Below are 13799 nucleotides of genomic sequence, written 5' to 3'. Positions count from 1 at the left end.
CAAAAAAAAGGCATCCCCCAGGCCGCTGACCTGATGGGATGCCCTTATGATGCGAGTTAAGCTGAAGCTCTTACTTCTTCGATATCGAGAACGGCAGTTCCTCCGCACTGTAATGACGGTAGCTTGGAGCCAATCCAAGACGGAAATCGAGGGATTTGCCTGCCAGAATATCCTCATGCGTAATGTACAGTTTAGTGTAATCCTGTCCCTCCAATTGCACGTTCGCCACGAAATTGGACTGCGGATTGTTGTTGTCGGTATGAATCAACATCTGTTTGCCGTTTGGCAGCTCAATGCTCACGCTGTCGAACAGCGGGATGCCGAGCACATATTCATTGCTGCCCGGACATACCGGATAGAAGCCCATGGAGCTGAACACATACCAGCCGGACATGCTGCCGTTATCCTCGTCGCCCGGGAAGCCGTCAAAGCCGCTGTTGAACAGGTTCGACATCAGCTGTTTGAGGATCACCTGGGATGATGCGGGCTGCCCTACATAGTTGAACAGATAAGGAATATGGAAGCTCGGCTGGTTGGAAATCGCCAGCTGGCCATAATCGATGGCGGCCATCTCGCTCATCTCATGAATTTCAAAGCCGTAGCCCCTGACGTCGAAGTCTGGCGCTTTGTTGCACAATTCGGTAATTTTGTCGAAAAAGCGTTCTTTCGAACCATACGCTTCGATCAAGCCTTGGAAATCCTGGAATACGGCAAAGCTGGTTTGCCAAGCGCTTCCCTCGGCATAATCGAGTCCCCAGCTCGTGTCGTTGAAATTCGGACGGAACTGGCCGTTCTGATCCTTGGCCCGCATGAAGCCGGTCTCCGCATCAAAAATATTCTGATAGTTGAGCGCGCTTTGTCTGTACTGAGCGGCTATGTCCGACCGGCCCAACACATCGGCCACGCGGCTGATGCAATAGTCGCTGTATGCGTAATCCAGCGTGTGGTTTACGCTCTCATGATAGCTGCTCGGAACGTAACCGTACTTGATGTAGTCCAGCGTTCCTTGACGTCCATAACAATTCTGTCCGCTCTGCGTGGTGGCTGCGGTCAGCATGGCCTCCAGCAGTTCCGGCAGCAGATGCTGGGCGAGTCCCTTTGCCGCCGCATCCGCGATGACCGCGTCAATAAGCGTGCCCGGCATCAGTCCGCGCTCATCCGGGGACAGCCATTTTGGCAGGAAGCCGGTCTCGCGGTAAGAATTCAGGAAACCTTCCAGCATTTCCTCATATTCCTTCGGCGCGATGATGGAATAGAGCGGATATACGGTTTTGTAAGTATCCCAGAAGCCGTTATTGGTATAGAGCACGCCCTTCTTGACGGATCGGGCCGTTGTGTCGTAATGAACCGGCTTCATATCGGCATCGAGCTCATAGAATTTTTGCGGGAACAAGAACATGCGGTAAAGGCAGGTATAAAAAGTGCGCATATATTCCTCGTTCGGGTGAGTGACCCGGATTTTGTTCAGGTAATGATTCCAGGCTTCCGCCGCCAATTCTTTCTGTTCGTCCAAGGTTGTGTCGAGCTCGCGAGTCAGATTAAGCTCCGCTTGCTCCTGGCTGATGAAAGAGGTCGCCAGCTTAACATCCAGGGTGCCCTTTTCACAGTCCTTGAAGCGAATGACGACATGCTGGTCCGCATTGACGAAAGCGACCTCCGGGAAGAACTGGCCTTCGGCGTCGTAGTAACCGGTCGCAGAGAGATCCATGTCCTTGCTGAAGCTCATGGCCACGTACATGCGGAATCCTTTATCGTGACAGTCTGCGAAGTTGCTGACATAACCGGTCATTTTGCGCTGGGCAGCATCCACCCGGAACTCGCTTTGGCTTTGGACGTTTAGCACAAGGCCAGCCTGCTGCCCGGAATTGTATTTGATGCGCAGCGACGCGCCATAGCAGCTCGGTACCAGCTCCGTGGTGATGTTGTAGCGCTGCTGCTTCACTTTTAGATAATGAGGCTTGAATATCGCTTCCTCCGGCCGGTACGAGCTTTGGCAGGTGAAGACGGAGCCCCTGATTTTGTCGTCTGCGATCGGAGTCATCAGGAAGTGGGCGAAGTCGCCCATCCACGGACTCGGCTGGTGCGTCAGGCGAATGCCTTGGAAGATGCGGTCATTGGGGTTGAAGAACCAGCTTCCTTCGTTTTTGGTCTGCACGACATAGTGGTTCATACCGAACGGCACACCCGTGTAAGGGAGTGCATTCCCGTTGGAAAAGGTATATTGGTTGTTGGTGCCCTGTCTGGTATCGACATAGTTCAGCATGTAAAATTCTCCTTTGTTATTGAGGAATAGGCGGATTATAACTTCTTCACGGTCTGGCGTTCCATGAGGCGAACGGGAATCACCACATTCTCAAGAGGGTGTTCCAGAGGGTGCTCTATGAGGGATATGAGGTTCCGTGCAGCCTGATATCCCATCTGTCCAAAGTCCTGCGATACGGTGGTCAGCTTGGGTTCAACAAAGCTCGCGAGATGAATGTCGTCAAAACCGACCACGGAGAAATCGTCCGGAACGGACAAGCCCAACTCCTTGGCGATTTGAATGATTTCGATCGCAATGAGGTCATTCTCTGCCACAATCCCCGTAATTCCTTGGTTCACGACGGACTGAATAAACTGAATATAGTATTCTCTGCCGTTGTCGTGGTCATGGGTTAAGTAACGGTCGGTCAAGTCATTGACGCTGTAATCGATCAGGCTGTAATCATACAGAGCCTTCAAGTAACCGAAATACCGCTCCCGGATGGAAGAGGAATTCTCTACCTTCAAGGAGGAGATAAAGGCGATTTTTTTGTGATTGTTCTCGATCAGATGTTTGGAGGCTTGGTATCCGCCGCCAAAGTTATCGGAGACGACCGACAGGAAGGGGATGCCTTCAATGCACTTGTCGATCGTCACAAGCGGGTACTTTGCCAGGTGATATTGATACAGAATGCCAAGGTCCGAGATGCTGCTGATCGGGTAGAGGATCAATCCGGAATGGGCGCTTTGAAGCGCAGACTCCAACAGCTTGCGCTGCCCGACAATCGTGTTGGACTGAATGTTCAAGCTATAGTCGGTCGTTGCGAGATATTCATTGATGCCTTTCTCGTAATCGCCGAGTCCCGGATTATGGGCGAACGGGAGAATCAGCAGAATCTCTTTGCCGGTCTTGCTCAATGGTCGGTGATCAACCTTAGCGTCGCTTACGAAGCTCCCCTTGCCCTGGATCCGGTAAATCAGCTTGGCATTCTCCAGCTCGTTCAGCGCTCTCTTCGATGTAATCCGGCTGACCTTATATTCCTTGGAAATCTCGGCTTCGGTCGGAAGCTGGTCTCCAGCCTGAAGCTCCCCGGATTCAATCTTGGCTGTTAGAGCGTTGACGATATGTTGATATAGTGGAATTTGTTCCATATGAGATCACCTCGCTAAATTTGATATATCATTTTTCAGGGGGAATGTCAAAGTTTAAAGATGCATTTGAATAAGATGATACGGTTGTTATGGTTGAGCATACGGAAAGGCTGGATTGGAAATTCCCGATATGTGTCAGACGGGATTATTAAAGTATGGTTGTTATTATAAGGATAGTCTCCCTGGTTATACTTCGGAATGAAACGTCCGCCGAGCCGCTAAATAGAGAAGATGAGCACTGAAATATCGATTAAATGATATGTCATTTGATCAAAAATCAGGGATATTTGATATATCAAATATAAAGTTGTATGTATTCAGCGGGTAGGACCTGCATCCGGCACATTTATTATTCCCGTAATCCTGCTGACCCTCGGCATATCGCATCTTGGCAGCCTTGATGCTGGCTGGTATCAGCTTTATGTACATGATTTGACAGCATATCATTTGAGTGATAAATTGACTGTGATTACGATAGAGGAGGTCAATGGAATCAATGAAGCAATTGGGATTTCATCAGGAGAACCGGTTAGCCATGCTGTCATGGATTCGGATCACCCGGTTTCAGCAGATCGGCAATCACATCTCGAATGAGTTTTTGCAGCCTTTCTGCATTACCGTTGCCCAATTCGACGTGCTGATCCAGGTCATGGCCCACCAACCTCTATCTCAGCAGGAGCTGGCCGAATATCTGTCCATCAGCGGCGGCGGCGTTTCCCACATGGTGAAACGGCTGGAGAAGCTGGGCCTGATTGTCCGCAAGCAGGATTGGAAGGTGAAGTACATCTCGCTAACCGAGAAGGGACAAGCCTTGCTGGAAGAAATCATCCCGCTGCTGTCGGATTTTCAAACCTCCATGTTTGATGTTTTGGATGACCAAGAATTACAGCAGCTTTACAAGACCATGAGAAAGCTCCATCAGTATAACTTAAAGAAGAAGTCGGCAAACCCTCGGATTCGCGTCGAAGAAGAGTAGCGGAGAGGAACCATCACTGCTCTTATAGCGATACCCGGATGGGCGATCAGCCATGATAAGGAGTCCCCTTAAGAGCGGATTCCTTTTTTTGCGTGGAAGGGAACTCCCTCCTTAAGAATGAGACACAAATTTTGATATACAAGTCGGGAACAAACGTTCTATAATGGAAAGGGATGATTATGATCTGTACGGGAGGTTGTTATAGTTGAAGAAGAGCGCGCTGTTGGTCATTGATGTACAGAATGAGATGTTTCAAGTAAATGATCCGGTGTACGAAGGAGATCGATTGCTCCACAATCTCAAGCAGCTGATCGCAAAAGCCAGAAGCGGCGGCATTCCTGTTATTTACATCCAGCATAATGACGAAGGGTTGAAGGCAGGTTCGGAGGCGTGGAAGATTAATCCTGAGATCACGCCTGCGATGTCGGATACCGTCATTCAGAAGACAAGACCGGATTCCTTCTACCATACGACGCTTGAGGAGGAATTGAAGAGGCAGGGCATCGAGCATGTAATCCTTGCGGGCATGCAGAGCGAATTATGCGTGGATACCACCTGCCGGAGAGCATCCAGTTTGGGCTATGATGTCACGCTGGTGTCCGATGCCCACAGCACCTGGAACAATTCGGCGTTAACGGCGCAGCAGATCATCGATCACGTGAATGCAACGCTAAGATGGTTTGCGGACATCAAGACAACGGAAGAAGCCCTTTGTACAGAAGAAGCCGGCGCGTAAACGCCGGCTTTTTATTTGGAGTTAGAGTATGCCTTCGGGCACTTTTCCCTCCCAGCAAGGCTGAGCGGGCAGTCCCAGGACGTGACCGATGACGACGGTCGTGTCCATGATGCCGATCGGTGCTTCGATAAGGCCGGGCTTTACGCCTGGGCCCGTAATTCCCCAAGTAATGGTCATATCCATGGGGTGATCACTTCCGTGATCGTTAGGATGTGCGCCTCCTCCGCCGTGATCCGTGACCGTAAGGATCCAGGTGTCTTCCAGCAGCTGCTGATCTTTGAGTGCTTTGACTATCATGCCTACGTACTGATCGGTTACGGCAATTTGCTCCAGCTGCAGATCCGTACCGAATCCGTGCTTGTGGCCGGCGCCGTCGGGGTGATCCAGCTGAATGAACATCAGCTTGAAATCGGGCTGTTGATGAATATAATCGACGATGGCCTCCGCCAGCTCGGGGTCCGGTCTGGATTCCATATGAACGTTAATCGTATTCTCAATGATTCCCGTGTTGATCGGTGCCCAGCAGCTGAATGCAGACAAGGGGGCATCCGGCCATTGCCGGCGAGCCAGCTTGAACAGCGAGGCATAGGGGAAGTCCTCCGGAATCCTGCCGTGGATCGCCCGGTCATTATCAAGACCATGTCGATCCGGTTTTACGCCGTATAACAACGAGCCCCAACATTCGGCACTAATGCTCGGATATACGGTCTGAGCATCGTAAGAGTATGCTCCTGCCTTCAGCAGAGCGTGAATATGCGGAGCATCCGCGTTTTGAATGAACCCGCCTGCTCCATCAATTCCAAGAATAACGACACGGTTAGCCATCGATAGATCCTCCTCGGTATGAACATTTTGGTCTTCGTGAATTCATGCAGCCGATTCCTACCCCCATAGGGCAATCGTGATGATGCCTATCGTGATGAGCGCCGACATGACGATTCGCCGCCAGCCTTGCTGTTCGCGCAGCACGATGATGCCCAGAACGGTGCCGAACACCGTGCTGATTTCACGGACCGGGGCAATGTGCGCAAGCGGGGTGAGCCGCATGGCAAACAGGAACAGCAAGTACGAACCCGGTGCCAGGATGGAGCCCAGCAGAATCGTGCGCCAGTTCACCGACCATTCCCGTGTCAGCTGCCTGGACAGCGCCACGGGAACGACCAGGGCGACGAAGTAACTGATGTTGGATAACTGGATCAGCGAGACGGGGGAGACCCCTGCATCCAGAATGGCTTTGTCGGTCAGGGTATATCCGGAAATGCAAAGCCCGACCAGACAAGCATATAGCAAGGCTTTGGGGTTTACGCTGGATTGGCCCCTGAGCCTCAAACCCGATAAAGCGAACAGCGAAAAAATGATAAGACTCAGCCCCATATAGCCTGCCGTGCTTAATTGTTCATGAAACAGCACGAGGCTGCACAGCGAAGTCAACATGGCGCCAAGCCCCCGCATGAAAGGATACACTTGAGACATGTCGCCATGGGTATAGGCTTTGGAGAGCAGCGTGATATAGCAGCCTTGAATGGTCATGGACAGCAGCATAAGACCGTAAACGGGCAGTTCCAGCCGCAGCCCCGACATCTCCACGACAAAATAAGGCATCAGAAAGACCAACGTGACGGAGTGGATGCACCACAGAAATACCGATTTATGAATGCTTCGCTTCGTAAACAGATTCCAGAGGGCATGGGTCAGTCCGGAAGACAGCACCAGCAGCAGTGACAGCAGCTCCATCGGCTATTGTCCTATGAGCACTTCGATGCCGCGGGCGGACAGATTATCCATCCATTCCCGTGAGCATCCTTGATCCGTGATGATCATGGAGATATCATCCAGCTTGGCGAGCTTCGAGAACGTGGTTACCCCAAGCTTCGTATGGTCCGCGAGAACGATGCCTTCCTCCGCACGCGCAAGCATTTTTCGCGAGATAGAAGCTTCGTCCAGATCATAATCGGTAATGCCATCGGTTAACGAGATCCCGCCAACCGAGATAAACGCTTTATTCACCTTGAACTGCTCCAGCAGCATTTCGGTAAGAGGTCCGGTTGACGCTTGCTTGGTCCGGTCCATATCTCCGCCGATAAAAATAATCCTCCCCTGAAACATCTCCATCGCGAGGTTCAATATAGGCAGCGAATGGGTGATGACCGTGACATCAGGCCGGTCTTTAAGATAGCGCATGACCTCAATCGTGGTCGTCCCGTTATCGAGCAGAACGGTTTCGCCATCCTTGACAAGGGAGGCGGCGAGTTTGCCGATCGCCGCTTTTTCTTCCGCGCATGTCTGGGAACGGCTGGTGAAGGACGGCTCGATATGTCCGGATCGCGATTTGACGGCGCCGCCGTAAACCTTGCGCAGTTGGCCTTCTTTTTCTAACCGGTCCAAATCCCTCCGGATCGTTTCGGCGGATACCTCCAGCTGTTCTGCTAAGGCGTGGACCTTCACCTTGCCTTCAAGCTCCAATTGATTCAAAATCTTCCCTCTGCGCTCCTCATAGGTTACGGACATAAATGCATTCGCCTCCATGTGATATATGACTGATGATGACCGAAGTTGTGGATTCGATCTTATATTAGGATGGATAATTGACAATGTCAACAAAAATCATTGACTTCGGGGCGTTTTCTCCTCTAATATACACATAAAACCACAACAACCAACATGAAAACCACATGTCCAAGTAAAAGGAGGCAATGTGCGATGAAGCCGATTCTTCGATTCGGAGACGATCATACCTTCAAGATCGTGCAGTTTACAGATATTCATTGGAAGAATGGGGAGCCGGAGGATCTGATGAGCCGGCGCTGCATGGAGACGGTGCTCGACCTGGAGCAGCCCGATCTGGTGGTGTTTACGGGCGATCTTATTTATTCCGGCGAAGCCGACACCGGTTATAGAAAGTGCCAGGATCCGGCGCAGGCCTTCAAGGATGCCGTGTCTGCGGTGGAGTCCCGCGGAATCCGCTGGGCCTTCGTATTCGGGAACCACGATACGGAGGGCGAGGTCACGCGCGAAGAGCTGATGGATGTTGCCATGCAGCACGCTTATAATTGCGCAGAGCACGGCTCGCCGGATATTCATGGCGTAGGGAATTATACGCTGCCTTTATACGGCAGCAACGGGGAAGAGACGGCGGCCGTTTTGTACTTCTTCGACTCAGGGAGAGAGTCCGAACACTCTGCCGTTCCGGGGTACGATTGGATCCGGCGCGACCAGATCCGGTGGTATGAAATGGCGTCCCGGGCATACAGCGCCAAGCATCAGGGGAACCCGCTGCCGTCATTGGCTTTTTTCCATATCCCGCTGCCGGAGTATCTCGAGGTGTGGGAGCGTAGGACGTGTTATGGCAGCAAGTTTGAGAAGGTGTGTTGTCCGGAGGTGAATACCGGGCTGTTCGCGGCGATGCTCGAGCGAGGGGATGTGATGGGCACGTTCGCAGGACATGATCACATCAATGATTATTGGGGCGAACTGCACGGCATCCGCCTCTGCTACGGCAGAGCGACCGGGTATGGCACATATGGCCGCGAAGGCATGCTCCGGGGGGCAAGGGTCATTCGCCTGCATGAAGGACAGCGGCAGTTCGACACCTGGATCACGCTGAGCGACGGCTCGCAGATCCGGGAGCAGGAGAAGCATGAACCCGGGGCGTCTGACTGATACACGACACGCACGGCAGTAACAAACACACCTCTTATGAACATGGCGGTTATGAACCCGGCCATTTCATGAGAGGTGTGTCTGTTTGCGTTATTTTCCCTGTCCGTTCGTAAGCATGCGCAGCAGCAGCTCCGCTCTAGGAGGCGCATAGCTCGGATCCTCCTGGGACTTCAGCGTCATTAATCCCGACAGCACGGATAAATAACAGGCCGCCAGTTCTCTCAGATCGCCAGCCGCGATCTCTCCTGCCTGCTGTCCGGCTTCGAACAGCGGCATGAGCTGATCCACGAAGGCATGGATGGAATAGCTCTCGATAATCCGTTTGGCCTCTTCCGGCACGCCATCCGAGGTGCGTGCTTGCTGAATCAGCATGAAGTGCGAATTATCGTCCTCTTGAAGAATCATGGAGGTTAGCAATGTAATTTTCTCAAGAGGGGTACCGGGCACGTCATAGATGTCGGAGAGCGCGTGCCGTGCCTCATCCATTGACCATTGTACGAGCGTAATGAACAACTCGTCTTTGGATTTGAAGTAATGATAAAGCAGGCCGTGACTGACCCCGGCTTCGCCGGCGATCATGCTCATTTTGGTTCCGAAAATACCTCTTTTTGAGAATACTTTGATGGCTGCTCGCATGATTTGTTCTTTTCGTTCGTCGCGTATTTGATGCAGTTGTTCTTCATTCAACGGGGCCATTTCTTGTCAATCCCTCACCATGGTATTCTCTTGCTGATATCCACAATAACGCATTTGGATTATTCGGGCAATCCCATGGTTAAGGGCAGGAATTCCGTATTGAAAGCGGGGATGATCTGCTCCAATAGCTCCTCCAGCGGCATGCCGGCCTCTTCCAGCACTTGATGGAGCCAAGCGTTGCCCTGTCCGGAACGATCCGCATTCACGATGGCGGTGATGCTTTTAGCATTAAACAGATCATTAGGCGAAGCGAACAGGCCGGTGACCATCATGTACTGCTCAAATACGGCCATGTCGTGGTGGCTGTAAGCCAGTTCCTGGCATATGTCGAACAGCCTCTGGGCAAAAGAAAACCCTTGGGCGGACAGTCGGCCTTCGTATTTCACGCCTGCCCATCTTAGATCAGCCGCTGCACTAAGCCACCATGCAGGTTCTATGGCGGATTGAATCTCCTGAAGTGCCGAACGCTCGAATCCCTGTTCAAGCAGGACTCCTTCCTGCTTAGACTCCAAGCAGCGGTCCAGCGTGTCTGCCTGGATAGCCGCCACCGTCATGCCTTGGCCGAATATCGGATCGAAGCTGCAGAAGGCATCGCCAAGCACTAGAAGACCGGAGGGCCAGTCCTCCATCTCCTCGAAATGCTGTCTCACGCACTCTTCGATCCGGTAGCCTCGCGGACTCGAAACAGGCTCCAGCTGCTCAAGCAAGTTTCCGATGGCGGGTCCGAATAGATCTTGGGCTTCCTGATTGTACAGGTCGCTTTCGGTTGTCGGATAAGATGCCCCTCCCGCTCGATACAGCACGATCTCCGCAAGCTGATTCTCGATCGGATTGAAGACGGCCGTGCCGATGCCGAGAGCGGGGTCTCCTTCGTTCACGATGGTGCTCCACGCCGCATGGATTTCCTCAGGCACCTTATAATGCCGCGTGCTGTAGCCAAGAGAGATGTGCAGCCGTTCAGCCTCCGGTATCGCATAACCGAGGTCCTGCAGCCAATCAGCCAGCTTGGACCCGCGACCGCTTGCATCCACGACGATATCCGCATTCATATGAAGGAGCGCCGGCTCCTTGACGTTCCTGTCCCGGAACACAACGCCGGTAACGGCCTTCTTGCCGGCGTCAAACAGCAATTGTTGCGCCGTCAGTTTCGGTAAGAGAGTAACGTTTGGCAGTTTGGCCACTCTGCTGCGAAGGGTCCACTCCAGCAGGGATCGGCTGCATCCCGCATTAGGCTCATCGGGCAGTTCCAGCGTGCCGAAACGGTTGGTCATTTTAACGGACTTTTGCGCTCGGGGGTGAGCACCCTGCTGAAGCAGTTCCTCGGTTATGCCAGGGAACCATCGTTCAACGATCATTTTACCGCGTTCAAGAAAACGGTGGGGATGATAAGCCTGCGGCGTACCGGCTCGATTCTCCGGACCTGCGGGAAATTCATCCCGATCGGCGATGACCACCTCCTCATAATGCCTCGATAACACGTTGGCAGCGAATAGTCCGGCTATGCCTCCACCAAGAATCAGCGCTTTTCCTTTGGAATTCATTTGATTACCTCCAATGTAGATTGATTTAATCAGTCAATATTAAACAAAAAATACCATCTGGTTTTCTGACTTGGACGAAGGTGACGGACTGACTGGGAGTGAGCTCCCTAAGCATAAACGAGAAGTTGTAGTTCTTTCCGTCTCCCTAAATTATGATTGATTAAGTCAGTCAATAATAAGATAAAGGAATTTCCTGGATATGTAAATCCCGTTTTGTGTCAAAGAAGCGTGAATTGCCTATAACTCCCCTTGTGTTCCCCTCGGAATTTTGGGACAATAAGGAGTGGACTATGAATAGAAAGAGGACCAATCAATGAACAAACCATCCATTTATGGATTAACATTAGATCAGTTGACGGCTTGGCTAGGCGAGCGTGGACATAAGAAATTTCGGGCAACGCAGGTGTGGGAATGGCTGTATCGGAAGCGGGTAACGTCTTTTTCCGATATGACGGATGTGCATCCGGAATGTCTGCAGCTGCTCGAGGAACATTATACGATCCTGACCTTGGAGGAGCATACCAAGCAGGAGTCTCTGGACGGCACGGTTAAGTTTCTGTTCAAGCTGGTGGACGGCAACCTGATCGAGACCGTATTGATGCGGCATAAATTCGGATTGTCGGTGTGCGTGACCACACAGGTCGGGTGCAATATCGGCTGCAGCTTCTGTGCCAGCGGGTTGCTGAAGAAGAGCCGGGATTTGTCCGCAGCGGAAATCGTGGAGCAGGTCATGCAGGTTCAGCTACACTTGGATCGGAGAGGCAGCAGCGAACGGGTAAGCCATCTCGTCGTAATGGGGATCGGGGAGCCTTTTGACAATTATGAGAACATGTCGGATTTCATTCGCGTGATCAAGGATCATAAAGGGCTTGCGATTGGCCCTCGTCATATTACGGTATCGACCAGCGGGCTGGCTAACAAAATCGTCGAGTTCGCGGACAGCGATCTGGGCGTGAACCTCGCCATTTCCCTGCATGCGCCGAACGACGAGATCCGGACCCGCATCATGAAGATCAACAAAGCGATTCCGATCGAGAAGCTGATGGCAGCGATTGATTACTATTTGGAAAAAACGAATCGCCGCATCACGCTGGAGTACATTCTGCTGAAGGATGTGAACGATCAGCGGGAGCATGCGCTCGAGCTGGCCGAGCTCGTGGGCGAGCGCCGCAATCTGGCGAACGTGAACCTCATTCCGTACAACCCGGTGGATGAGCACAGCCAGTACCAGCGCAGCACCAAGGAATCGATCACCGCATTTTACGATACCTTAAAGAAACAGGGCATCAGCTGCAGCGTGCGGCTGGAGCATGGCACGGATATCGACGCAGCCTGCGGACAGCTGCGCAGCAAGCAGATCAAGAAGGCTCAGTAACAAGCAGACAACGGGCATCTCTTGGAGGCATTACCAACGCACCATGGGTTGCCTAGAAGTAAGGGCGTATCCATTCGTATGGGTATGCTCTTCTTAAATTGGGGCAGGTAGGTGGCCTATACGAATCCATCGCGAGAGGAATGAGCAGAAATGCCGGAGATTCATCCAATCATCAAAAAGCTGCAGTACAAGGACCTCGGCCAGCCGGTTCTGATGCTTAACGCACCGCAGGCCTATCAAGAGGTCATCAGTTCCCTGCAGGGAGATGTTCATACGGAGCCTGTGCAAGCACCTTACGACTTCGTGCAGGCCTTTGGGACAAGCAATGAAGAATTACGGCGGCTGGCCGAGATTGCAGCCGGCTCCGTGGCGGATAACGGCCTGCTCTGGCTGTGTTACCCCAAGAAAACGTCCAAGACGTATAAGAACTCCGATTGCAGCCGGGAGAGCGTTACGGGCATCCTTGCCGACGAAGGCTATGAGCCCGTTCGGCAGATCGCCATCGACGAGGATTGGTCCGCCTTGCGTTACCGCAAAGCGGAGCTGATCAAGACGATGACCCGATCGTTCGCCGCAACCGCGAAGGGGAAGGAACGGACCGGTCAAGAGGACGGCAAGTGATCGGCTTCAGGGATATTTTTATAACCCGAATCAGCAAAATGACCCCTGCGGAGGGTCATTTTGTCTTCCTAATACGTGCTCTTCTTGGGTGGTCTTCTTTTTTACCGTAAGTGAGTTCGGTGCAGCTCGTTAAAGGTATGCGCTGATAGAATCGTAAATTGGGGAACGGCCCTGATTTTCCGGCAGAGGCAGCCTTTGAGCAATTAGAAAGAGTGTAGGGATGGGCGCTCTCTTGTGTATAATAAGCAGAGTGATAGAAAGGGTGGGAATATGTTAACGATCAAAGAATACAGCGTCGAACAGGTGAAGGACCCGTTTGGAATCCTGACCGGCAAACGCTTTGAGTTTGTATGCGATTTGGACGTGCCGGAGGATGACGAGCTCTATTCGGAGCATGGCGTCTACCTGCGAGTGATCTACCTGGATGATGAGGATGCTTCGCGTATCGTCAAATACGATTTCTATGAGCGCACAACGGATCAGTATTTGGATTTTGATATGGAGCCCGAGGAAGAGGAAGAACTCACGGCTTTTTGCAGGGAGCATTTGCAGGAAGAAGCCTAAGGCAAGATGATGCGGTTAGAAAAGCGCCATTGAGGGCTTCATTGCTCATCCCGTGTGAACTTGCGTGTTATGCGTCGCCTTAAAAAGGCAGCAAACTGCTCAAGAAGTTCTTGCAAAGATTTCGTGGTTTTGGTAAAGTTATACACAACTTAGGATGAACGGAGGGTTACGTATGTTGGATTATTCCCGATTGAGATCTTTTCGCGGCTAATGAAATAGCGCTAAAGAGACCTGCAC

The 13799-nt window shown here is 52.0% G+C and carries 13 protein-coding genes; 6 read left to right on the top strand and 7 right to left on the bottom strand.

Annotation, left to right across the window (positions count from 1 at the left end; genetic code table 11):
• Positions 1-70: 70 nt before the first annotated feature.
• Positions 71-2263, bottom strand: coding sequence for a GH92 family glycosyl hydrolase (locus tag AC3RCL_RS30780; RefSeq protein WP_192570277.1), 2193 nt, complete (start codon positions 2261-2263; stop codon positions 71-73).
• Between the two features lie 35 nt (positions 2264-2298).
• Positions 2299-3393: a GntR family transcriptional regulator gene (locus AC3RCL_RS30775; RefSeq protein WP_492533749.1), complete on the bottom strand. Its 1095-nt coding sequence runs from the start codon at positions 3391-3393 to the stop codon at positions 2299-2301.
• A 496-nt stretch (positions 3394-3889) separates the two neighbouring features.
• On the opposite strand from AC3RCL_RS30775, the gene AC3RCL_RS30770 reads away from it, so the two are divergent.
• Both AC3RCL_RS30770 and AC3RCL_RS30765 read left to right on the top strand, forming a co-directional pair.
• The gene (locus AC3RCL_RS30770; RefSeq protein WP_213580758.1) at positions 3890-4369 is read left to right on the top strand and encodes a MarR family winged helix-turn-helix transcriptional regulator; all 480 of its coding nucleotides are present in this window, start codon (positions 3890-3892) and stop codon (positions 4367-4369) included.
• A gap of 205 nt (positions 4370-4574) precedes the next feature.
• A complete protein-coding gene (locus AC3RCL_RS30765) occupies positions 4575-5105 on the top strand; it encodes a cysteine hydrolase family protein (protein WP_096775711.1) in 531 nt (176 codons plus the stop codon).
• Between the two features lie 21 nt (positions 5106-5126).
• Here AC3RCL_RS30765 and AC3RCL_RS30760 read toward each other — a convergent pair whose 3' ends face one another.
• From AC3RCL_RS30760 to AC3RCL_RS30750, 3 genes are read right to left on the bottom strand one after another with little or no spacing between them, the layout of a single operon-like run.
• Positions 5127-5930 (bottom strand): alkaline phosphatase family protein, encoded by an 804-nt coding sequence (locus tag AC3RCL_RS30760; protein WP_492533746.1) that lies wholly within the window; start codon positions 5928-5930, stop codon positions 5127-5129.
• Between the two features lie 57 nt (positions 5931-5987).
• Entirely contained in the window at positions 5988-6839 is an 852-nt protein-coding gene (locus AC3RCL_RS30755; protein ID WP_015737933.1) for a DMT family transporter, read from the bottom strand.
• Positions 6840-6842: 3 nt separating this feature from the next.
• Positions 6843-7613 (bottom strand): DeoR/GlpR family DNA-binding transcription regulator, encoded by a 771-nt coding sequence (locus AC3RCL_RS30750; RefSeq protein WP_492533744.1) that lies wholly within the window; start codon positions 7611-7613, stop codon positions 6843-6845.
• 192 nt (positions 7614-7805) lie between these two features.
• On the opposite strand from AC3RCL_RS30750, the gene AC3RCL_RS30745 reads away from it, so the two are divergent.
• Entirely contained in the window at positions 7806-8765 is a 960-nt protein-coding gene (locus AC3RCL_RS30745; RefSeq protein WP_492533742.1) for a metallophosphoesterase family protein, read from the top strand.
• A 90-nt stretch (positions 8766-8855) separates the two neighbouring features.
• On the opposite strand, the gene AC3RCL_RS30740 is transcribed toward AC3RCL_RS30745, so the two are convergent.
• Positions 8856-9461 carry a TetR/AcrR family transcriptional regulator gene (locus AC3RCL_RS30740; protein ID WP_096775714.1) on the bottom strand — a complete coding sequence of 202 codons (606 nt, stop codon included), beginning with the start codon at positions 9459-9461 and terminating at the stop codon, positions 8856-8858.
• 59 nt (positions 9462-9520) lie between these two features.
• Entirely contained in the window at positions 9521-11002 is a 1482-nt protein-coding gene (locus AC3RCL_RS30735) for an NAD(P)/FAD-dependent oxidoreductase (protein ID WP_492533740.1), read from the bottom strand.
• A gap of 313 nt (positions 11003-11315) precedes the next feature.
• On the opposite strand from AC3RCL_RS30735, the gene rlmN reads away from it, so the two are divergent.
• The 3 genes from rlmN to AC3RCL_RS30720 all read left to right on the top strand — a co-directional run bounded on the left by rlmN (position 11316) and on the right by AC3RCL_RS30720 (position 13562).
• A complete protein-coding gene (gene rlmN / locus AC3RCL_RS30730; protein ID WP_015737928.1) occupies positions 11316-12377 on the top strand; it encodes a dual-specificity RNA methyltransferase RlmN in 1062 nt (353 codons plus the stop codon).
• 150 nt (positions 12378-12527) lie between these two features.
• Complete coding sequence (locus AC3RCL_RS30725) at positions 12528-12998, top strand: hypothetical protein (RefSeq protein ID WP_015737927.1); 471 nt, start codon at positions 12528-12530, stop codon at positions 12996-12998.
• Positions 12999-13268: 270 nt separating this feature from the next.
• Positions 13269-13562: a DUF6509 family protein gene (locus AC3RCL_RS30720; protein ID WP_192570286.1), complete on the top strand. Its 294-nt coding sequence runs from the start codon at positions 13269-13271 to the stop codon at positions 13560-13562.
• The last annotated feature ends 237 nt before the right edge of the window (positions 13563-13799 follow it).

It is taken from the genome of Paenibacillus sp. MT86 (assembly GCF_058792535.1).
The sequence above is the reverse complement of the archived record's forward strand: the minus strand, read 5'-3'. Positions and strand labels throughout refer to the sequence as shown.